Source organism: Bacillus infantis NRRL B-14911 (assembly GCF_000473245.1).
GTDB lineage: Bacteria > Bacillota > Bacilli > Bacillales > Cytobacillaceae > Bacillus_AB > Bacillus_AB infantis.
On record NC_022524.1, the window covers coordinates 4,003,937 to 4,024,130 of the forward strand.

Below are 20,194 nucleotides of genomic sequence, written 5' to 3' on the forward strand. Positions count from 1 at the left end.
TCAAGCTCGCTTCTTTGCTCTTTGTTTCATAATCTGCGCATACCAGAAACCGGCAGTCAAAGAAAAGGCATCAACAACAATAAGCCCCCAGCTGTCTGTATAGCCCTTGTAGACGGAGGCGGCAATCAGGGCGACTGTCAGAATGAGCCCGATTACATGATTATACGTCACCCTCGTAAAGAACATGACAAGCAGTCCGGGCAGCAGCAGGGCTGAAAGATACTTTAGCGCCACTTTTTCACACCTTCTTTATGATAGATTCACTATGAATTGCGGACAAGTATAACATTAGAATAGCGGTTCAAACTATATGATACAAGCAATTTCAAAAATATGCAGCTGTATTTTTTTGCTTAGGGTATTGTTGTCCATTCATCGATTTCTGTTTGCAGCTGATGATATGGACGGGCTTCGCTTAGAAAAAGGCTGTTTGCAAAATACTATCCATAATGAACGGAAAGGAGGTTTGCATAATGTCCAGAAGAAGGAGGCGCCCCCTAGTTCCAGAATCCCGTGAAGCCCTCGACACATTGAAGGCACGTGTTATGGCTAACCAGGGCTATAAGGTCGGACCGGATGCGCCGGAGGAAGTAAAATATGAGGTGGCCAGGGAAAAGGATGTTCCGCTTCAGCATGGATATAACGGCAGGCTGACATCGCGCGAGGCCGGCAAAGTCGGCGGCCCGATCGGCGGCAGCATGGTGAAGGAATTAATCCGGCTGGCCCAGGAAAGCCTCAACAAAAAGCAATAGTATAATGGAAAAATGGAGCCGCCATATAGGCAGCTCCATCCTTTATTTTTGCGCTTCTTTGTTCCTAGCGAACTCTTCTTTAATGGAAGCAAGCAGTTCAGGCTCCGTGATAAGCCGGAATGCGGTTTGTGCCAGCGCCTTTGCACCTGTGAGCAGGGCTTCATCGCCTTTTTCCGACCGTGCAGCTTCACGGAAAGGTACAGTATGGGCAACAAGATCATCGCTGCCGATCTTGATATAAGGGTGGATCGTCGGTACCTGCTGGCTGATGTTGCCTGCATCTGTTGAACCGATTCCTTCCCTTCCTGACAGATCGACCTCTTCCCCCAGTTCCTCGATGACTTCACGGAACGCTTCATCATACGCTCTATTTAATAGAAGATTATCGACTTCATTCTGGAATGCAATTACATTCAGTTCAGCGCCTGTTGCAAGGGCGGCAGCTTCTGCCACCTTCTTCACTTTTGCTGTAACTTCATTTAGATAGGTTCTTGTCGCTGCCCGGATGAAGAAACGCGCTTTCGCATATTCCGGAATGATATTTGGTGCGTCTCCTCCATGGGTGATGATGCCATGGATTCGCACATCATCTTTCAGCTGCTGGCGCAGGGCATTGATGCCGTTGAAGAGCTGGATGACCGCATCAAGTGCATTAATTCCTTCGTGCGGTGAAGCCGCAGCATGGGCAGGCTTGCCGATATACTCAAAGTCCAGCGGATCCACCGCCAGGGAGGAGCTTGTCAATGCCGTCCTGCTTGAAGGATGGATCATAAGCGCCGCATCAATTCCCTCTGTCAGGCCGTGCTTCACGAAGCTGCCCTTTGCACTGCCGTTAGGTCCGCCTTCTTCGGCGGGTGTTCCGAATACGACGACCTCTCCGCCTGTTTCTTCAATCACCTTGCTTAAAGCAATCGCTGCCGCTGTGCTTGTTGTGCCGATGATATTATGGCCGCAGGCATGGCCGATTCCCGGCAGTGCGTCATATTCGGCAAGGAAAGCGATGGACGGTCCCGGTCTGGAGGATTTTTTCCTTGCAGCAAAGGCTGTTTCATGGCCGGCAACAGCACGCTCAACCTCAAAGCCCTCTTCTTCAAGAATTCCTGAGAGCAGCCCGGATGCGAAAAATTCCTGGTTGCCGATTTCCGGTTTGTCATGAATCTGGTGGCTTGTTGAAAGGTAAAGCTCCCTTCCAGCTTCTACACTTTGATTGATTCTTTCCTTCAGCTCGGTTACAGATTTAGCAGGTGCTGACATAATGATCTCCTCCTTGGGTTATAGCGGTGCCAGGCACCGGTTATTATTCTCCGATTTCACTAAGCGGAACGAATGTCGGGATTGTGCTGCCTTTGTATTCTTTTTCAATGAATTCAGCTACATCATCTTCCTGATACAGTTCGCCGAGGCGCTTCAGTGTCTCATTGTCTTTGTCTTCTGTTCTGGCGGCAATGATGTTGATATATGGAGTTGCTGTTGCACTTTCATGGAAGATAGAGTCTTCTACAGGGTTGAAGCCAGCATCAACAGCGATTCCATTATTGATGATGGAGGCAGCTACATCCGGCAGGACGCGTGGTGTCTGGCCCGCTACTACAGGGACGATTTCCAGGTTTTTCGGGTTGTCGACGATTTTGTCGATGCTGCCATTTCCGTCAAAGTCTTCAGGCAGCGTGATCAGGCCGGCTTCCTGCAGAAGCAGGAATGATCTTCCCATATTGGTTGCTTCGTTCGGCACGGCAATCTTTCCGCCTTCCGGGATATCTTTTACATCTTTATATTTTTCAGAGTAGATGCCCATAGGTGCAATAACGGTTGTCGCGATTGGTGAAAGATCCAGATCATGTTCCTTTTTAAAAGCGTTGAAGTAAGAAATAGTCTGGAAGGCATTGGCATCAAGCTCTCCCTCTGCTAGAGCGATGTTTGGCTGGACATAATCAGAGAAGCGGACGATTTCCACTTTGATTCCTTCTTTTTCAGCCTTCTTGGCTACAAAGTCCCAAATGCGGTTGTCTGACCCGCTGACCCCGATTTTCACTTCTTTTTCTTTTTCCTTGCCGCTTGTTGATGATGAGCAGGCTGCACTGAAAACCGCCAGTGCGAGGATGATTGCCGTTAATAGTAGTTTTTTCATGGATGATTCCTCCTGTTATCGTCTTCTGATTTTTTTGGATAAAATATTGCCGAAGCTTTGCAGCCCCTGGACCATAATGACCAGGATAGCGACTGTTATGAGCATGACCGTTGTATCAAAGCGCTGATAGCCATAGGTAATGGCCAAATCGCCAAGCCCTCCGCCGCCGACAGCCCCTGCCATGGCGGATGCTCCGACAAGTCCGACGGTTGCAATGGTCAGTGCCAGGACAAGTGAGCTGAGTGCTTCCGGTACGAGAAACTTAAAGATGATCTGTGCCGGAGTCGCTCCCATCGCTTCCGCCGCCTCGAGGACACCAGGATCAACCTCGAGGAGTGAGTTCTCGATTAACCTTGCAATATATGGGCCGGCATAGAATACTAGCGGTACGACAGCAGCCGCCGTTCCGATTGAGGTGCCTACTAAAAGGCGCGTCACCGGGATGATTGCGACCATCAGGATGATGAATGGAACAGAGCGGAATATGTTAATGATCCCATTCAGCACGTTAAAAACGGGCAGATTCTCCAGCAGATGGCCTTTTCTCGTAATAACCAGCAGGATGCCCAGCGGCAATCCGAGGATGGTTGAGAAAAGAAGCGAGAAAGCCACCATTTGAATGGTTTCGATGAGTGCTTCTATGATTTGCGTGTGATCAACTAGCATGTGCTTTCACTTCCTTGATTGAGACTTTTTCCTGATGAATATACATAAGCGCGCGCTGCACTTCCTGGTCGGTTCCCTGGAACTCGACAACAAGGTTTCCAAAAGGGATTCCCTGAAGCTCGGTTATATTCCCGAACAGCACGTTGATATCAATATCGAACTTCTTGGCAAGTCTGGAAAGCAGCGGCTGTCCGGCTGACTCGCCGACGAAATTGATCCGGAAGATCCTTTCCTTTCCATCGTTTTTCTCTACAAGCTGCTTTAGAGAATCAGGGATTGAATCATTCATGACAGAGCTGACAAAGTTCTGGGCCGTCTGTGTTTTCGGCGCCGAGAATACATTGAACACTGACCCTTCTTCAATGATTTTTCCTGCCTCGATCACTGCCACCCTGTCGCAAATTTCCCTGATGACCGTCATTTCATGGGTAATGATCAGGATGGTGATGTTGTATTCTGCATTAATTTTTTTCAAAAGCTGAAGGATGCTGCTCGTCGTCTGTGGATCAAGGGCCGATGTCGCTTCATCGCACAGAAGAATCGATGGCTGTGTCGCAAGCGCCCTGGCAATCCCGACCCTTTGCTTCTGGCCGCCTGAAAGCTGATCCGGATATTTATCCGCTTTATCGGCAAGGCCGACAAACTCAAGCAGTTCAGCGACCCGTTTGCGGATCTGCTCTTTCGGCAGCTTTGCCAGTGTGAGCGGCATGGCTACATTGGCGAACACCGTTTTTGAGTTGAGCAGATTGAAATGCTGGAACACCATGCCGATATTCCGTTTAACTTCCCTCACCTCTTTGGGCGAAAGCGAGGTTAGATCATGGCCATCGACGATCACCTTGCCCGAGGTCGGCCTTTCGAGCAGATTCACACAGCGGATCAGCGAGCTTTTTCCCGCTCCGCTAAAGCCGATGACACCAAAAATTTCTCCTCTTTCTATTGCTAGATCAATCCCGTTGAGCGCGGCAACCTGCTGCCCGCCGCTTTCATACACCTTTCTGAGATCCTGAAATTCTATCATTTTGCTTCACCCTCCATATCAAATAAAAAACCCTCTTCTGAGAACAGAAGAGGGCATGCATCATCAGCATCCGCTCTTCTTATCTCCCAGGCTCACACCTGCTGGAATTGGCACAGTACTCATAAGAGTCCGCTGCCGAGGCTTCATTGGGCCAGTCCCTCTGCCTCTCTGGATAAGAAATTATGGTTTTCCTATAAAATTAATTGGTTTTAACACAATAGCTATGCAGCATCACGCACTTTTATTCCGGAAAACAAGAAAGCCCTCTTCAAAAAGAAGAGGGCAGAATAATAGGCGTTCGTCCTCTTCTTATCTTTCAGGCAATCTGCCTGCTGGAATTGGCACGGTTCATCAGTCCGCTGCCGAGGTGTCATAGGGCCAGTCCCTCTACCTCTCTGGATAAGAAGCTATCGTATTAAGTTTATTTGCTTGATTAATTGTTTTTTACTTTACACGCGTTTCAAAGTTCTGTCAAACCCTTTTTTAAATTTTTCGGATAAAAATTCTTATCCACAATTTTTGAAAACCCTTACTTATTTTTGGAGAGTTTTTAAAAAAAAAAACTCCATCTGCTGTGGATAAAGGAGGTTTTCCACATTTTTTCCTCCCCTTATCAACATTCTCCCCAGTCTTCACACAAGAAGAGGGAGTTTACTCCTATATTTATGCCCGCTTGTCTATTGTATAATAGTGGAAAAGAGCAAATTGAACTGCATTCCGGGAGGGAGAATGGTTTTGATTGCAACAAACAGAGACTATCAATCTGAATTATTTGTGGACAAAGTTGAAGCAAAGAATCTCGAACTGGCTCTGAAGCATTCGGCAGACCTGATTTCAAGGCATACAAAAGAAGGCATCTTTTTATATGTTTCCCCATCCTGCAGCACCCTTTTGGGCTATTCACAAGAGGAACTGTACAAGGACTGCATTCTGGCCTACTGCCACCCCCAAGATAAAGAAATCCTCAAAAAAGAATTCCGCGGGCTATCCCCGGGCAGCAGCTCACGCATTTCATTCCGGTTCCGCCGCAAGGAAGGCGACTATATCTGGCTGGAGACCAGCATCAGCACACTCGGCGACGGCCAGGAAGCCATGTGCATATCAAGAGATATGACCGAGCGCGTCAATATGGAAGAAGAAAACATGGAAACCCAGGAAAAGTACCGTTTCCTTGTCGAATACAGCAGGGATACCATTGGCATGACAACCGAGAAAGGCATATGGACCTACATGAATGATGAAGGCAAGAAGGTGTTCGGCTTTACTTCAAGCAAGGAAATTATAGGCGCTTCTTTGTATGACTATGTTTCACCTTCTGATCATGGCTATCTGAAGGATTTTTACCAGGCGAATCAGACTGTCTCTTTTGAATTGAATATCATCAGGAGTGACGGGAACACCCGGAAGGCCGCTATCCAGCTGATCCCCACCGTTTTTAAGAACCGGAAGCTTTTCCAGATCATCATCAAAGACGTCACCGGCCAGAAAAAGACCGAAGAAAAGCTTCATAATGCAGAAAAGCTCTCTGTCGTCGGGCAGCTTGCAGCAGGAATCGCCCATGAAATCAGAAATCCCCTTACCGCCATCAAAGGCTTTACCCAGCTTCTTACAGAGCGTAAAACAGAAAAATATGCAGATGTAATCCTTTCCGAACTCGAACGGATTGAAGAAATCGTCAATGACCTCCTTGTCCTCGCCAAGCCTGTTGTGACAGAGGCTCAGGAAACCAATCTGGTGAATATAGTCAAGAGTGTCGTCACCCTTTTAAACACACAGGCGCTTATCTATAACATCATGATAGATGTAAAATACTCTCTATCTGAAATCAGCGTCCGCTGTGAAATCGATAAAATCAAGCAGGTGCTTATCAATGTGATCAAGAATTCAATTGAAGCCATGCCCCATGGCGGAAAAATCAGCATTGAGGTCAGGCAGGATAACAGCTTTGCGATGATCAGCGTGAAGGATGAAGGGATCGGCATTCCCGAGGAAAGGCTGCCGAAGCTCGGTGAACCGTTCTACAGCACGAAGGAAAAGGGGACAGGCCTGGGGCTCATGATCTGCAACCGGATCATTAAGAGCCACGGCGGGAATATATATATAACAAGCAAAGAAAATGAAGGAACCATCGTGAAACTGCTGATTCCTGTGGTCTGATTGAAGCCTCCGGCGTTCCTGCCCGGGGCTTTTTTGATTCTGCTCCAGCTTCTCGCTGCAGACCTTCTTGAAAACAATTGTACTTCTGTTTAAACAATAGTAAAAACTTCCCCTATATTGCCGATATAAAGCAGGATAATAGATATAGAAAATGGGAGTGTTTCAAGTGCTTTTTACGAAAACAGCAAAACCGAAATCGTTTGACCTTGAAAGCCTGATTCAGAAAGAACTGGAACATGCAGTACAGGAAACTGAATTTGATCAGGATTTAAAGCTTCAGATTGAAGTGATGGGCCTGACAAAAGAAGATTTGGCTATTTTGCGGGCAGTGCGCCCGATTGCCGAAAAGCATATCAGCGCCGTTTACAATAAACTTCTCACTTATGAACAAGAGGATGTCAGGAAAATAACCGATATTTCGAAAATTGGCGTGACTACAGAGATGAGCCAGCAGTATATCCTCAGTCTGTTCAATGGCATAGTTGACGGCGAATTCGTTGAACGCCGCAGAACAGCAGCAAAAGCTTATGTGCAGATCGGGGTGCAGATTCACTGGTATATGTCCATTTACCAGCTGCTTATGAAAAACATCTTGGAAATTGTCCTGCAGGAGCTGGAACTGTCATCGAAAGATCAAAGCCGCGTGACTTTTGCGATGGCGAAGATTTTCAATCTTGAAATCCAGCTATGCATTTCCATCATGCAGCAGACGATGGAAGCATTCTCAGCCGAAAGGGAGAATCAAGCGAAGGTCGAGCTGAAAAGCTATGTCGGGGAAATCGTTGAAAATCTGGCTGCCATGTCAGAGCAGACAGGCGCTTCTGTAGAACAGATTGTGCATCAGTCCCGTCAGATATCCGGCAATGCAAAAGATGGCGCCGCTTCTTCGACTGAAATGGAATCTCGTTCATCCAAAGGCCGCGACCAGCTGAATCGGGTTGTCGATAATATGCATGAGCTGAAAAGCAATGTGAATGAAATTACCAGCACCATCAGCAGCCTGGAAAAAACCTCGAACCAGATCGGCGAGATTGCCGGCGTGATTACAAGCATTGCAGACCAGACCAATCTGCTCGCCCTTAATGCTGCCATTGAGGCGGCCAGGGCAGGCGAGCATGGAAAGGGATTTGCCGTTGTTGCCGATGAAGTCAGAAAGCTGGCAGAACAGACAAAAGACTCATCCTCTAACATCACCTCACTGCTGAACAGCACAATCAGGCAGATTTCAGAGGTGATTTCGCAGATTGGCACCATTGATGGAATAGTCGTGAACGGGAATAAAGAGATCGAAAACACAGGAAATGTCTTCAAAGAAATCCTGTCGGCAAGCACAGAAAGCAAAGATAAAAGCCGCCAGATCGAAAAGGACATCGAACTTCTTACCGGCCTTCTTTCCGAAATCAGCAGTGCAGCTGCCAAATTATCCGATTCCGCTGAAGAACTAAGCTTAACAGTGGCAAATTTTTAAAAATGCAAAAGAGAAGCATAGGCATCACCGCTTCTCTTTTTTTATGTTGATAGCTTTCTGTTCACTGCACAAATTTAAATAGGGAACGGATGAGAAACCGGGACAGAAGGTATATCGGCTCTATCAGATCGATTGCAGCATCAATCACTTCAAGCTTGTTATTCTTTTTCTTTTCTTTCTTCCGCTTTATTCTGAATTTCAAAATACCGCCCCCCGCCTTTATTTGTATATATTTTACAGCAATACGTTTACTTTGTCATTTCACAGCGAGCCAGATGGTCCAGCAATCCTGCTCCGTAATTTTCCCTGCATCTGTCAGCCTGCTTTCAATATGCTCCACGAGCTCTGCCAGCTCGCTGTCATTCAGCTCATGAAGGATGGAGCGCCCTGTCCTTTCAAGGAGATCATGGCGCAAACCGCTGATATCGCTGTACGTCTTCCTTACTTCCCATAAGGAAATCTCTTTGACGGAAGAGAACCCTGCCTCCTCCAGCGCTGATTGTACAGCTAAGCTGTTATATCTCCGGGATATCTCTTTCTCCGCGAACTCCGGGAATTTTTCAAAAAAGAACCCTCTGATATGTGTCCTGCTGCCAGGAAGCAGGCAGTCCTCCGGTGTCCGGTCCTGAATCAGGCAGAATCCGCCTGGGCGCAGCACCCGGAAGCATTCAGCAAAGGCGTCCGGAAGCCGGTCGAGATGATGGATGACAGCCCTTTCAAGCACCATATCATAAGCATCTCCCTCCAAGCCGGTTTCGTACGCATTTCCATGCACAAATTCTATTTGCGGATAACCATCTGAAGCCCGGTCTGCCGCCTCAAGCAGCTCCCGTGAGAAATCCAGTCCTTTCACATGTGAGGCTCCCATATCGGCCAGAGCTCTTGAGTAGATTCCCCCTCCACATCCAATGTCGAGAACACTTTTTCCCCTTAAATCAATCTCTTTCCCAACCGTTTCTATCCAAGTTGAGTCAGCTTTCCGGGAAGAATAGGTATCCTGATTCGTTTTATCGTGAAAATTGATTGGCATTGGAATCCCCTCCTTATTAGTTATATTATAAGGCTGGGTGATGAAAGGAAAAATATTGAAATTCCGATCGTATGTGATAGGTTTTGCTTATTCTTTTTCCAGGACCGTCAGCTGCACGCCTGGTTCAGGCTCCAGCTCACCTTTTTCTTTAAACCCGAAACTTATATACAATTGAAGGGCTGGCATATTCCCCTTCCCGGTCAGTACCCTCCATTTTCTGCCGGTAAATTCACTGGTTAAATGAGCAAGCAAACTCTTTGCAATCCCTCTCCGGAAAAACGATGGATGAACGGTCAAACGGCTGATGACCACCCAATTTTCATCCTCTTCATAAGCAAGAACGCCGGCCAGCCTGCCATCCAGGCACATTCCAACAAAACTTTCACGGGAGGCCATCAAGCTTTCAGCTGTATCAAACAGCTGCGGGATAGCATCAAAGCCTATAATCTCAGCTTCTATTTTATAGGCTGGGATCTGGATGCCAAGGACCTCTTCTGCTGTCCTTCTGTCTTTAATATTAAGAACCTGGATATCTCCCACTTTCCCTATTGCCCCTTTCATTGCCAATCCGCTAGAGGAAGCTAGCCAATATGACCTATGATAATAGCATCCTTTTAAAAAGGAATTCCAAACCGCCTCTTTATTAAAAGATAATCGGGTATATTACAATAAATCCCTCTTTTAGAAAGGCGGAATAACCATGAAAGAAACTTCTGGAATCCCCTATGAAAGCATGCTGACGACCAATGAGATTAAAGATTTGCTCTCCATGTATATCACGCCTTTTCGGGACATGTGCATCAGAACATCAGAACAATCTGAGGTGAAAATCAGCAAAGGCCGCGCCATCAGCCTTATGCTAGACAAGCTGAGCAAGGTCCAGCTTAATGAACTCATCAACCAGCTTTACCTTATGCGCAAGAAGAGGCAGAATGAACTCTGTTATATTCAATATATTTTAATAGCCATTTTGGGCCGAGAACGCCAAACCGGGTAACCTGGCGCCAGTGACTTTTTCAAAGGTCTGCCGGGTATACGACGCCCATCTGTTTTCTGGCTTCATCCAGCATTTCCATGACCAGCAAGCTGTTCTGGAAAGTGTTAATATCTGATTCTGTTTCCCCCGCCTTTACGAGGCGGATAAATTCCTGGAGCTCATAGAAAAGGCTGTTATTATTCTGGGCAACAGAGATGATTTCAGGCTCCTGATTGCGCAGCTGCAGCTCCACTACATCCATTGTGGAAATCCGGTCTATTTTTATTGAGCCTTTTTCACCCTGTATTTCGGCCGGCAGGGAGGAATCGGTGATTTTTGAAAAAAGGACAGCCGCATCCATATTTTCATAGGTAAACACAATGCTTCCGGACGCATCTGATCCGGTTTCCAGCAGAAATCCGCTTGCCTGGAGGCTTTTCGGCTTACCGAAAAGAACCAGCATCGGAAAGATCGCATACACGCCGACATCCATTAAAGCGCCGTTCGACAGCTTCGGATCAAAGGCATTCGCCTGCCTTCCTGCCTTGTAATCTTCGTACCTGGAGTCATACTGGCAATAGTGGGCGAAATATTGCCTCACCTTCCCGATTCTCGGCAAATGCTCCCTGATCTGCTGGAAGTTCGGATAGAATGTCGTTTTCATCGCTTCCATGAACAGCACATGATGTTCTTTAGCAGTCTGGATCATCCTTTTCAGCTCAGCCGTATTTGAAGCTGCCGGCTTTTCACAAAGCACATGCTTCCCATTTCGCAAAAACAGCTCTGTCTGACCGCTGTGAAGCGAATTCGGGCTTGCAATATACACCGCATCAATCACTTCGCTTTTGGCCATATCCTCTAAATCTGTGAATATATGCTCTGCACCAAATTTCTCTGCGAACCTCTCGCCTTTATCCCGTGTTCTTGAATAGACTGCTGCCAGCTGAAAATCCTCCAGCTCTTTCCCGGCAAGAACTAATTTTTCCGTGATCCAGTTTGTACCGATGACGCCGAATTTGACCATGAGCAGGACACCCCTTTTCTTTTTTTGATAAACTAATTCCAGTGTATACCAGCAGGGAGAATGGAGTCTATGCAAAAAAGCCGGCTGCGTTAAAATTGCAGCCGGCTTTTGATTTGGCCATCAAACGGCCCGCTCATCTTTCTTCCATTCATCCTGCACAAACAGAATGCCTAGCTCATGATGGTCGCCTTCATATAATGCCTTCTGGACAAAGCGGATCTGTCCATTTACGTCGAACACTTCCAATTTGCAGTGGGCTCCGTTGCGCTGAAGTGCATTGTATAAATCATTTTCATCGTGAACCTTCAGTCCATTTACCTTTGAAACCAGTTCACCAGTTTTAAGGCCCATCGATTCTGCGGGCGTGCCAGGCTTCACTCCTAGAACAACAAGGCCCTCGTTCCTTCTCGAGAAAAAGAAAGACTGGTTCCTGTCATATACCTTTTGGCGGTATGTGATAAATTCCCTTCCAATCACAGCCAGTGCAGCAACCCCGATCGATGCCAGCGGATACCAATAGCCTGCTGCCGAAAGCAGGAGTAGGATGATAGAGAAGACCAGCAGCCTTCTGCCTGTCCGCTTGGCAGCCGTATCCGGCAGCATGCCCTGAACCTGCTGAGAGAACCCAACTGAAAATGGAACTAAGATGATTGCATAAGAGCTGTCTCCTATGGAAAACAGCGGCCACCAGCCAAACAACCCAGAGATTGCATCACCAGGGATAAGCAAAAATAACGGAAGCAGCCAAAGCCTTTTCGTTTCATGGACACCGATGGTCTGTCCCCTCTTGCTTTTAATGAGCTTCGGAGACGTTGCCCGGCCGCCGTTCCGCAGAATCAGGACAGCTTCGCCAATCATCAGAAGAGCAAGCAGAGATGCACCTGCAGGGAATAGAATGTCATCCGTCCAATTGCCGGCAGCTTCAATGAGCGGGATGCTAAAGCCCCGGTCAATGATATAAATGCTTGCGAAAAATGCTGCGCCCACTGTGTAAGCCGGGGCAAGCAGCCGTACCTTTCCTGTCAGACTCCAAAGAATGGTGAATGCAGCTGTCAGCCACACAAGCTCTATCGGGATCACCATGCCGGTTCCCAGAGTAATCACGGAAAGAACCAGACCTGCTGCAAGTCCAGCAGGGATCAGCTGGCGAAGCTCAAAGTAAGCATTTTCCACCCTGATATGAAAATTCTTGCGCTCTCGCTTCACTCTGGAAACCCCAAGCAGCGCCGCTAAAAAGAACAGATAATAAAACACGGGATTCAGCAAAAGCTTTCCCGCACCCTTTGCCAGCTCCAAAAGCCACTCCTGAATCAAATCCTCCCACCAACCTCTAGTATAAAAGTTTCTATTACTTCTATTCTATCAAAAAAACAGGGCAGCAGGCACCTGTTATATTCGATATGGCGAATATTACTGATGCCTGCTGCCCTTTAATAAATTCGACAAAAACCGGGAGGTGCCTGTCACCGCTATCTGCGGTCACCTGCTCAGATAGCGGATGGCTGCCTGCAGCTGAATATCATTTTCTTCTTTCTTGGTTTCCGCGATGATAGCCTGCTCAAGCGCGGCAGCAGTTTTGCTGTCAACCTTGCCTGTTGCCTCCAGTCCCTGATGCTGCTGGAAGGCTTTGACAGCCGTTTCGGTCGCTTCACTGAAATAGCCGTCCTTCCGGCCAGGCGACAGCCCGAGCCCATCAAGCATGATCTGTGCATTTTTGACCTGCTCATTATTCATATCCAGCACAAGCGGCTTCTCCAGATTAAGCGGGTGGGTATGGAAGATCTCCGGCTGGACGACTTCAATCGTCGGCTTGATCCCTTTCCTATGAATCCAATTTCCATCCGGAGTGAGCCATTTGAACAATGTCAGTTTAATATTGCTTCCATCTCCCATCGGAACGGGCTGCTGGACGGTCCCTTTTCCAAAGGTGGATTCTCCGATGAGCGGGTAGCCTGCCCCTTCCTCCAGTGCTCCGGCAAGAATTTCAGACGCAGATGCACTGCCTTTATCAATCAAAACGGCTACCGGATAGTCTTTTTCTTTCTCAAGCTCTGAGAAATATCTTGTTTTATCTCCGTTTCTTTTTTGAATCTGAACATACGGCTTTTCTTTAGTAACAAGACCTTTCAGAATTTCCTCGACGCTGGACAGCAGTCCCCCCGGATTGCCGCGCACATCAATGATCAGTCCATCCAGTCCCTCTTTCTCAAGCTTTTTCAGCTCCCTGGTGAATTCCTTTGCTGTATCCTCTGAAAAAGTCGTAATTTCAATATGTCCGATTCTTTTATCGTTTTCTTCTTTCATTTCCGCATAGACAGTAATCTGCGGAATTTCATCTCTTTTCACCTTTACCGAAAGCGGCTCCTGAAGGCCCTGCCTCCGTATTTCCAGCATAACATTGGTTCCTTTTTCACCGCGGATTTTCAAGGTGGCTTCATATAAATCAAGGCCTTCAACGCTTTCGCCATCCACCTTCAGGATCTGGTCGTTCGGCTTCAGGCCGGCTTTTTCTGCTGGAGAATCTTTAAATGGAGATACAATGATCACCTTGCCATCTACCATGCTTACTTCCGCTCCGATCCCTTCAAACGATGACTCCAGTGTTTCATTGAATTGCCTGGCCGTTTCCTCGTTCATATATACCGAATAAGGATCATCCAATGTTGAAAGCATCCCCTGGATCGCCCCTTCTGCCAGCTGCTCTCCCTCTACCTTCTCTACATAGCTTCCGAGGATCAGCTCATACGCCTGGCCTACCTTCCCGAGCTCCTCGGGTGCTCCGCTGCCTGGATCTTCCTTGCCCTCCAGCCCGGCTTTAGGCTCAAGTCCGGCCTCTTTTTGCGAATGATAGAACCACTGCATCCCTGCATACGTTCCTCCGGATCCGGCCAGCAGTGATCCGGCCATAAAAAAAGCGATCACTCTTCGATTCATAGGTATCTTCCTTTCATAAGCCTGTTAAGCTTGATACTTCACTATATGAAAGATAGGGACAGGTTATGATGGAATCCACTTTCCCCTTAGATTTAAATCGCATTCTTTCCCTTTTTATTGGTATTCACCCCCGCTAAAGGGTAAAATGGTAACGAAGTTTATGAATAACTTGCTGGCTGAAGGAGGAAAGGTTTTTGGAGGAGAAGACTAATAATGAGTATAAAATCGGGCAAACGACCATCCAATGGAATGAAAGCAGCGGTTCCCTTGATTTTGAAGGGGATGATGCTATTCTCCTTTGGACCAAAACAGCCCTGAAAACCTTTATGAATACAATTGAAGAAATAGCTGGAGACGATTCCGCCAGGCTCGTGCTTGAAACAGCAGGCTACAGGACCGGTGAGGATGTAAGCAGATTTTATAAAAGCACAGGCAAAAGTGTAGAAGCAATCATTGAATATCTTCCGCCGCTTTATAGCAGTGCCGGATGGGGGCAGGTGGAAATTACCGAATATTCCACGGATAAAAGAACGGCTGCACTCCGGCTGAAAAATGATTGGGAAGAAAGGGTCATCCGCGCCCAGGGAAAAAGCACGGCAGGAGCCTTCATTCCTGGCCACTGGGCAGGAGTGCTGTCAGGCCTTTTCGCTACAAGCATCTGGTATGAAATCACAGCGAGCACCTTTGAAGGAAGCACCTATACGGAAATCAGCTATTTCCCTTCTCAAATCACTCCAAAGGACAATATCCATGACAGCATCCGAAAGAAAGAGCAGCAGGCAATTCTAGAGCTAGAAAGAAAAGTCGATCAGCGTACAAGAGAATTGAGCGAGCTGGTGAATGATCTGTCTTCTCCGCTTATCCCCGTAATAGATGGCATTACAGTCCTTCCTTTAATGGGCAAATTTGAGGAGAACCGTTCATCACAGCTCATCGAAAAGGTTCTTTCCGGCCTTTTGCTTCATAAGCCCTCTACACTGATTGTGGATATTACGGGCATCAACTCAGTTGATGACTATATTCTGGAGCTAATAAATAATCTGACAAAAACAACCACCCTGATGGGGGTCAAGCCTTTCATTGTAGGCATCTCCCCGCAGATCAGCATCCAGCTGACCGAGCGGAATATCACGCTGAATGACCAGCACTGTTTTGCCACACTCAAGCATGCCATCAATGAGGCACTGAGCATAGAAGGGCTTGAGATTGCACCTGTAAAAAAGACTGACTGATCTTTTTGCAGATAAAAAAAGGAAGAAGCATCTAAGCTTCTTCCTTTTTTATTACATCGGTACGATCCCGATCGGATTGATTGCATTGGATTTAGATGCGTTCCAAGGGCCTCTGTGCAGTTCGAAGTGCAGATGCTGTCCTTGTGAATCACCGGTGTTGCCCATGATCCCGATCTGTTGTCCTTTTGAGACAGTCGCTCCAGTGCCGATTGAGCGGCTGCTCATGTGAGCATATACTGTCGTGTAGACTTGTCCGTCAATGGAATGGGCGATGAATACAGCATTGCCATAGCTGCTGGAGAAATAAGATCTGATGACAACACCATCTGCAGCTGCTACGATTGGAACTGTCCCGCTCTTAGCAATATCAACACCCGCATGGAAGGTTCCCCAGCGCTGTCCAAGTCCTGATGTCACAACCCCTGCAGCAGGCTTCGTAAAGTTGCCTCCCGAAATCGAAGGTGCGGATGATACTGGGCCGCCGCCTCCACCGCCGCTATTGCTGCTATTACTACTACTACTACTACTACTTCCTGATGAGCTGTTTTTCTTGGCAGCCGCTGCTGCAGCCGCACGTCTTTGACGCTCAAGCTCAGCCTGCCTTGCCAATTCTGCCTGGTGCTTTTTCTCAAGCTCTATTGCCTGCTTGATGGCAGCTTCCTGGGCAGCAAGCAGTTCATTTTCTTCTTCAAGGTTCAGCTTTTCAGCATGCTTGTGTTCTTCCTGATTCTTTAAGCTGGCCATCAGCTTGTTCTTTTCAGCCTTCTGTGCATTCAGCTGCTTTTTCATGCTCTCAAGGTCGGTGCGCATCTTCTCCAGGGAAGAAAGCTCACTTTCCACCTTTGCCTGAGTCTCTTCAAGAAGCTTTTTGTCTGCCTCATGCTCGCGCAGGATATCCTGGTCTGCTTCAACAATCGTAGCGACTGCTCCTACACGGTCAATGAAGTCACTGAAGTTCTGTGCTCCCATCAGGACATCCAGATAGCTGACCATCCCGCCATTTTCCTGGAAGGAGCGGGCCCGGTCCTTCAGCATTTCGTTCCGCTTGTTGATGCGGTCAGTGATGACAACGATCTCTGCCTTAAGTTTCTCTATTTCTTCTTTCGTTGCTGCAATCTGCTCTGTTTTTTCCTTGATTTTCGTTTCTGTATCGGAGATGGACAGGCTCAGGCGCTCAATCTCCTTGCTCACCTGATCCTGCTCACCTTGAAGTCTATTAATCTCTGAATCTGCGCTGTTAATCTTGCTGTCATTACCGGAGCGCTGCTCCTGAATTTGATTTTTCTTGCTTTCCAGATCACTGATTTTGCTCGCTGATGCCTGGCTGGCAGGGATGCCTCCAAAGATGCTTCCCAGGCCGACTGCCGTGGCAACAGAAAACGCCGCTATTGATTTTTTCAAGTTCCGATTTCTCCTTTCCAATGGGGCCATATGTACGGGTTAGATCGTCTTCTATATGTTTTTGAAACTTTTCATACTATTCATACGTCTATTCTATGACGCATAAAGGGCCCGGAGTATGGTTCCCCCCTGCAGGGCCCTTCCATGCATCTTTTCTTTTATACTTATACTTTAAGGAATTTGCGGACACTCATCAGGCTGCCCCAGACTCCGATCAATGCTCCCATCAGAATGAGGAGTGCGGAAACCTGGTAGACAAATGGATTGAATTCCAGCAGCTGGATGAAATGGCCCTGAAGCCTTGGCGAGATATAATCATAGGCATAATTATAAGTGGTTGCAACCAGCACGATCGGCAGAATCGACCCCAGCACGCCCAGCCACAGCCCTTCAAGGAAGAACGGCCAGCGTATAAAGGCATTGGTCGCCCCTACCAGCTTCATAATCTCAATTTCTCTTCTTCTTGCTACAATTGTAATTTTAATCGTATTCGAGATCAGGAACATGGCGGTGAACAGAAGGCCCACTACCAGGACAAGACCGACATTCCGGCTTGTATTGATAAAGCCGAACAGCTTCTCAACCTGTCCCTGTCCGTATTTAACCTTTGTGGCATACTGCAGCTTCTCGATCTTTTCTGCCGTCTTCATTGTATCTTCCGGGTTTTTCGTTTTTACGATAAATACATCGTTCAGCGGATTGTCCTGTTCAAAAAGTTTGAAGGCCTGGCCTTCATCTCCAAGACTATCTATCAGATTGGTCAATTCTTCTTCCTTGGCTGAATATTCGACACTCCCCACTTCGGGTATCTGTTCAATCTTACTCCGTAAAACCTGCTGATCCTGCTCATTTGCAGCAATATCGATGTGAACGCGGATTTCCACGTCCTCTTCAATGGTTGTAGCCACTTGATTAAGATTCATCATAATAACGAAAAACACACCTACCAGGATGAGAGTGACCGTTACCGCACTGGCGGAGGCAAAAGTCATCCATCCGTTCCGGCCGAGGCTCTTGAAACTCTCCCTGATGTGACGGCGAAGGGTTCTAGCTTTCATAACCGTAATCTCCCCTTTGCTCATCACGTATGATTTTTCCGCCTTCAATGGCAATTACGCGATGCTTGATTGTATTAACGATTTCTTTGTTGTGAGTCGCCATCACGACTGTAGTGCCCCTCGTATTGATCTCATCAAAGATATTCATGATCTCCCATGAGGTATCAGGATCAAGGTTCCCGGTAGGCTCGTCGGCGATGACTACCTTCGGCGAATTTACAATGGAGCGGGCAATGGATACTCGCTGCTGCTCTCCGCCTGACAATTCAGTCGGCAGCATGCGCGCCTTATGCTTCAAATTGACCAGCTCAAGGGTTTCCATAACCTGTTTTTTAATATATTTTGGCTGCTCCTCGATAACTTCAAGGGCAAATGCGACATTCTCGTAAACTGTCAAAGTAGGAAGCAGCTTGAAATCCTGGAATACAACGCCGATGTTTCGGCGGAGCAGCGGAACTTTGTTAGGCCTCAGCTTTTCAAGATTCACGCCATTTATCGTAATTGTGCCGGATGTGGGCCTCTCTTCCCTGTACATCATCTTGATGAAGGTCGATTTGCCGGCTCCGCTCGGACCTACAACATATACAAACTCTCCTTGCTTGATGCGTACGTCTATCCCGTTGGCAGCAGTTACTCCGTTGGAATACTTCTTATATACGTCTTGCATTTCGATCATTTATATCACCTGTAGTTTAGTGTTAAGAATAGAATTAACTTTTCGCTAGAAATCGACAGCAATTCGACAACAGTGTTTATTAAATCGTGACAAAATTAAACACAAAACTACTAAAAGCAGCTTGTTCGTATTCTCACTCAACCCATTATAACATCATACTTTGTCAAAATAACGGAAAAAAATATTACAGTTTCTTTTCATTTGTATAAAAAACGGTTCTTTTTACCCAAAATCGGGTATCGTAATTTGTTAAAATACGACAAAAACATTGGAAAAACCTTCATATTTATAAATTAAAAAAACCGCCATCCTACTAAAGTAGGATGAAACGGTTTCTCCCTCTTACTTCTTAGCTGCCAGCCATTCTGCCACCGCAGCGGCATCCTCGCCTTCAAGAAGCCTTGGCGGCATGGCACCTTTACCTTCTGCAATCGTCTTTTCAATTTCTTCCTGGGAAAGCTGTGATCCGATCTTCTCAAGGCTCGGCCCAACCCCGCCCTGCAGATTGTCGCCATGGCAGCTTGAGCATTTCTGGGTGAACATTTTTTGCGGATCGCCCGCTCCTGCCGATTCACTGCCTTCATTCGCTTCTTCCCCGCCGCCGCACGCAGCAAGGACTAAGGAAGCTCCCATAAAAATCATCATCAATTTCTTCTTCATTATAAATACCTCCTATATCCGGATCATTTCCGGACATCTGCAAGCCTAGGCACGTTTGAAGCCTTCGCCGAGCACTTCAGATGCATCCATTACTATAATAAACGCTTGAGGATCTATGGTCTTGACGAGTTGTTTCAATTTAGTGAACTCCGTCTGATCAACAACACACATCAGTATAGGGCGTTCATGGTCGGTATATCCGCCATATGCTGATAGTTTTGTCACTCCGCGGTCAATTTTATTCAAGATGCCTTCCCTGACAGCTGCCTGATTGTCCGTAATGATCATGGCCATTTTCGAACGGCTGAAGCCGACCTGGATTAAATCGATCGTCTTGGTTGTCACGTAAAGGGCAATAAGTGCATACAAACCTCTTTCAATATCAAATATGACCGCTGCAGAAAGGACGATCAATCCATCAATGATGGCCACACATGTCCCAAGGGTCAGCCCTGTATATTTATTGATGATCTGGGCCGCAAGATCAGTGCCTCCCGTTGAAGCCTTCCCGCGGAATACAATCCCAAGCCCAAGTCCGACCCCGATTCCGCCGAACAGGGCGCCAAGAAGCGGATCCTGTGTCCATGGGTCTGCATGGCTCGTCAAAAAAACAACAAGCGGCAGGAATATGGTTCCCGCTAAGGTCTTTGCCCCAAACTGCCTGCCCAAGAATATCAGCCCTGCGATGAACAGCGGAATATTAAAAGCCCACTGCACATAAGCCGGCTCCCAGCCAACCAATGCGTCCAATATCGTACTGATCCCGCTCACTCCGCCGGAAGCAATCCGGTTCGGCAGCAAAAACACATTGAACGCCACCGCCACAATCCCGGATCCCACCAGCACAAACAAATACTCAAGCGCCCACTCCGCCCCAGGGTTATATGTACTTCCTCTCTTTCTCTTGCTCACTTGCATCCTGCTCCTTTATTGGTGACAGGCACCTCCCGTTATTTGTCGAAAGTTTCCTGTTTACTTTTTTTCTTACATGGGCTTTTCATAGCCGAAAGT

The 20,194-nt window shown here is 47.2% G+C and carries 21 protein-coding genes, 1 pseudogene and 2 riboswitches; of the genes and pseudogenes, 6 read left to right on the forward strand and 16 right to left on the reverse strand.

Features of this window, described 5'->3' with window-relative positions; translation table 11 throughout:
* Complete coding sequence (locus N288_RS20240; RefSeq protein WP_009793031.1) at nt 1-234, reverse strand: CsbA family protein; 234 nt, start codon at nt 232-234, stop codon at nt 1-3.
* Nucleotides 235-473: 239 nt separating this feature from the next.
* On the opposite strand from N288_RS20240, the gene N288_RS20245 reads away from it, so the two are divergent.
* Complete coding sequence (locus tag N288_RS20245) at nt 474-752, forward strand: alpha/beta-type small acid-soluble spore protein (protein WP_022544389.1); 279 nt, start codon at nt 474-476, stop codon at nt 750-752.
* Nucleotides 753-794: 42 nt separating this feature from the next.
* Here N288_RS20245 and N288_RS20250 read toward each other — a convergent pair whose 3' ends face one another.
* Genes N288_RS20250 through N288_RS20265 form a run of 4 tightly spaced genes read right to left on the reverse strand, consistent with a single transcriptional unit; the run spans nt 795 to nt 4,567 of the window.
* Nucleotides 795-2,006 carry a M20 family metallopeptidase gene (locus tag N288_RS20250; RefSeq protein WP_009793029.1) on the reverse strand — a complete coding sequence of 404 codons (1,212 nt, stop codon included), beginning with the start codon at nt 2,004-2,006 and terminating at the stop codon, nt 795-797.
* Nucleotides 2,007-2,049: 43 nt separating this feature from the next.
* Complete coding sequence (locus N288_RS20255) at nt 2,050-2,880, reverse strand: MetQ/NlpA family ABC transporter substrate-binding protein (RefSeq protein ID WP_009793028.1); 831 nt, start codon at nt 2,878-2,880, stop codon at nt 2,050-2,052.
* Nucleotides 2,881-2,895: 15 nt separating this feature from the next.
* A complete protein-coding gene (locus N288_RS20260; RefSeq protein ID WP_009793027.1) occupies nt 2,896-3,546 on the reverse strand; it encodes a methionine ABC transporter permease in 651 nt (216 codons plus the stop codon).
* Nucleotides 3,536-4,567 (reverse strand): methionine ABC transporter ATP-binding protein, encoded by a 1,032-nt coding sequence (locus N288_RS20265; RefSeq protein ID WP_009793026.1) that lies wholly within the window; start codon nt 4,565-4,567, stop codon nt 3,536-3,538. The genes N288_RS20260 and N288_RS20265 overlap by 11 nt, the downstream gene beginning before the upstream one ends.
* 76 nt (nt 4,568-4,643) lie before the next feature.
* A riboswitch (SAM riboswitch) is annotated at nt 4,644-4,746 on the reverse strand.
* Between the two features lie 127 nt (nt 4,747-4,873).
* A riboswitch (SAM riboswitch) is annotated at nt 4,874-4,973 on the reverse strand.
* A gap of 323 nt (nt 4,974-5,296) precedes the next feature.
* Between N288_RS20265 and N288_RS20270 the strand changes: the two genes are divergently transcribed.
* The 3 genes and pseudogenes from N288_RS20270 to N288_RS25890 all read left to right on the forward strand — a co-directional run bounded on the left by N288_RS20270 (nt 5,297) and on the right by N288_RS25890 (nt 8,192).
* Nucleotides 5,297-6,724, forward strand: coding sequence for a PAS domain-containing sensor histidine kinase (locus N288_RS20270; RefSeq protein ID WP_022544390.1), 1,428 nt, complete (start codon nt 5,297-5,299; stop codon nt 6,722-6,724).
* Between the two features lie 151 nt (nt 6,725-6,875).
* Nucleotides 6,876-7,430: pseudogene (locus N288_RS25885) on the forward strand (protoglobin family protein); the annotation flags it as partial.
* 243 nt (nt 7,431-7,673) lie between these two features.
* Nucleotides 7,674-8,192, forward strand: a complete 519-nt coding sequence (locus tag N288_RS25890; protein ID WP_371931603.1) for a methyl-accepting chemotaxis protein — start codon at nt 7,674-7,676, stop codon at nt 8,190-8,192.
* Between the two features lie 61 nt (nt 8,193-8,253).
* Here the strand turns inward: N288_RS25890 and N288_RS25260 are convergent, their stop codons facing one another.
* The 3 genes from N288_RS25260 to N288_RS20285 form a co-directional block, all read right to left on the reverse strand.
* Entirely contained in the window at nt 8,254-8,394 is a 141-nt protein-coding gene (locus tag N288_RS25260; RefSeq protein ID WP_009793021.1) for a hypothetical protein, read from the reverse strand.
* Nucleotides 8,395-8,448: 54 nt separating this feature from the next.
* A complete protein-coding gene (locus N288_RS20280) occupies nt 8,449-9,222 on the reverse strand; it encodes a class I SAM-dependent methyltransferase (RefSeq protein ID WP_009793020.1) in 774 nt (257 codons plus the stop codon).
* Between the two features lie 87 nt (nt 9,223-9,309).
* Complete coding sequence (locus N288_RS20285) at nt 9,310-9,783, reverse strand: GNAT family N-acetyltransferase (RefSeq protein ID WP_009793019.1); 474 nt, start codon at nt 9,781-9,783, stop codon at nt 9,310-9,312.
* Nucleotides 9,784-9,922: 139 nt separating this feature from the next.
* On the opposite strand from N288_RS20285, the gene N288_RS20290 reads away from it, so the two are divergent.
* Nucleotides 9,923-10,219: a hypothetical protein gene (locus tag N288_RS20290; protein WP_009793018.1), complete on the forward strand. Its 297-nt coding sequence runs from the start codon at nt 9,923-9,925 to the stop codon at nt 10,217-10,219.
* Between the two features lie 19 nt (nt 10,220-10,238).
* Here N288_RS20290 and N288_RS20295 read toward each other — a convergent pair whose 3' ends face one another.
* From N288_RS20295 to N288_RS20305, 3 genes are all read right to left on the reverse strand, one after another.
* Entirely contained in the window at nt 10,239-11,222 is a 984-nt protein-coding gene (locus N288_RS20295; RefSeq protein ID WP_009793017.1) for a Gfo/Idh/MocA family protein, read from the reverse strand.
* Between the two features lie 120 nt (nt 11,223-11,342).
* On the reverse strand, nt 11,343-12,536 hold the full coding sequence (locus N288_RS20300) for a PDZ domain-containing protein (RefSeq protein ID WP_009793016.1): 1,194 nt from the start codon (nt 12,534-12,536) through the stop codon (nt 11,343-11,345).
* A gap of 165 nt (nt 12,537-12,701) precedes the next feature.
* On the reverse strand, nt 12,702-14,156 hold the full coding sequence (locus tag N288_RS20305) for a S41 family peptidase (protein ID WP_022544392.1): 1,455 nt from the start codon (nt 14,154-14,156) through the stop codon (nt 12,702-12,704).
* Nucleotides 14,157-14,350: 194 nt separating this feature from the next.
* Between N288_RS20305 and N288_RS20310 the strand changes: the two genes are divergently transcribed.
* Nucleotides 14,351-15,388, forward strand: a complete 1,038-nt coding sequence (locus N288_RS20310; protein ID WP_009793014.1) for an STAS domain-containing protein — start codon at nt 14,351-14,353, stop codon at nt 15,386-15,388.
* 51 nt (nt 15,389-15,439) lie between these two features.
* Here N288_RS20310 and N288_RS20315 read toward each other — a convergent pair whose 3' ends face one another.
* The 5 genes from N288_RS20315 to N288_RS20335 form a co-directional block, all read right to left on the reverse strand.
* Nucleotides 15,440-16,789 (reverse strand): murein hydrolase activator EnvC family protein, encoded by a 1,350-nt coding sequence (locus N288_RS20315; RefSeq protein WP_022544393.1) that lies wholly within the window; start codon nt 16,787-16,789, stop codon nt 15,440-15,442.
* 164 nt (nt 16,790-16,953) lie between these two features.
* On the reverse strand, nt 16,954-17,847 hold the full coding sequence (ftsX, locus tag N288_RS20320) for a permease-like cell division protein FtsX (RefSeq protein WP_022544394.1): 894 nt from the start codon (nt 17,845-17,847) through the stop codon (nt 16,954-16,956).
* The gene (ftsE, locus tag N288_RS20325; RefSeq protein ID WP_022544395.1) at nt 17,837-18,523 is read right to left on the reverse strand and encodes a cell division ATP-binding protein FtsE; all 687 of its coding nucleotides are present in this window, start codon (nt 18,521-18,523) and stop codon (nt 17,837-17,839) included. Before ftsE ends, ftsX begins: the two co-directional genes overlap by 11 nt.
* A gap of 342 nt (nt 18,524-18,865) precedes the next feature.
* On the reverse strand, nt 18,866-19,183 hold the full coding sequence (gene cccB / locus N288_RS20330) for a cytochrome c551 (RefSeq protein ID WP_009793010.1): 318 nt from the start codon (nt 19,181-19,183) through the stop codon (nt 18,866-18,868).
* A gap of 45 nt (nt 19,184-19,228) precedes the next feature.
* Nucleotides 19,229-20,101, reverse strand: a complete 873-nt coding sequence (locus tag N288_RS20335; RefSeq protein WP_009793009.1) for a YitT family protein — start codon at nt 20,099-20,101, stop codon at nt 19,229-19,231.
* Nucleotides 20,102-20,194 lie beyond the last annotated feature (93 nt).

Excerpts from the sequence above, each read along its gene's own strand:
- N288_RS20295 (WP_009793017.1), bottom strand. The coding sequence starts at position 11,222 with ATGGTCAAATTCGGCGTCATCGGTACAAACTGGATCACGGAAAAATTA.
- N288_RS20255 (WP_009793028.1), bottom strand. The coding sequence starts at position 2,880 with ATGAAAAAACTACTATTAACGGCAATCATCCTCGCACTGGCGGTTTTC.
- N288_RS25890 (WP_371931603.1), top strand. The coding sequence starts at position 7,674 with ATGCATGAGCTGAAAAGCAATGTGAATGAAATTACCAGCACCATCAGC.
- N288_RS20250 (WP_009793029.1), bottom strand. The coding sequence starts at position 2,006 with ATGTCAGCACCTGCTAAATCTGTAACCGAGCTGAAGGAAAGAATCAAT.
- cccB (WP_009793010.1), bottom strand. The coding sequence starts at position 19,183 with ATGAAGAAGAAATTGATGATGATTTTTATGGGAGCTTCCTTAGTCCTT.
- N288_RS20265 (WP_009793026.1), bottom strand. The coding sequence starts at position 4,567 with ATGATAGAATTTCAGGATCTCAGAAAGGTGTATGAAAGCGGCGGGCAG.
- ftsX (WP_022544394.1), bottom strand. The coding sequence starts at position 17,847 with ATGAAAGCTAGAACCCTTCGCCGTCACATCAGGGAGAGTTTCAAGAGC.
- N288_RS20280 (WP_009793020.1), bottom strand. The coding sequence starts at position 9,222 with ATGCCAATCAATTTTCACGATAAAACGAATCAGGATACCTATTCTTCC.
- N288_RS20305 (WP_022544392.1), bottom strand. The coding sequence starts at position 14,156 with ATGAATCGAAGAGTGATCGCTTTTTTTATGGCCGGATCACTGCTGGCC.
- N288_RS20285 (WP_009793019.1), bottom strand. The coding sequence starts at position 9,783 with ATGAAAGGGGCAATAGGGAAAGTGGGAGATATCCAGGTTCTTAATATT.
- ftsE (WP_022544395.1), bottom strand. The coding sequence starts at position 18,523 with ATGATCGAAATGCAAGACGTATATAAGAAGTATTCCAACGGAGTAACT.
- N288_RS20260 (WP_009793027.1), bottom strand. The coding sequence starts at position 3,546 with ATGCTAGTTGATCACACGCAAATCATAGAAGCACTCATCGAAACCATT.
- N288_RS20290 (WP_009793018.1), top strand. The coding sequence starts at position 9,923 with ATGAAAGAAACTTCTGGAATCCCCTATGAAAGCATGCTGACGACCAAT.
- N288_RS20270 (WP_022544390.1), top strand. The coding sequence starts at position 5,297 with ATGGTTTTGATTGCAACAAACAGAGACTATCAATCTGAATTATTTGTG.
- N288_RS20245 (WP_022544389.1), top strand. The coding sequence starts at position 474 with ATGTCCAGAAGAAGGAGGCGCCCCCTAGTTCCAGAATCCCGTGAAGCC.
- N288_RS20335 (WP_009793009.1), bottom strand. The coding sequence starts at position 20,101 with ATGCAAGTGAGCAAGAGAAAGAGAGGAAGTACATATAACCCTGGGGCG.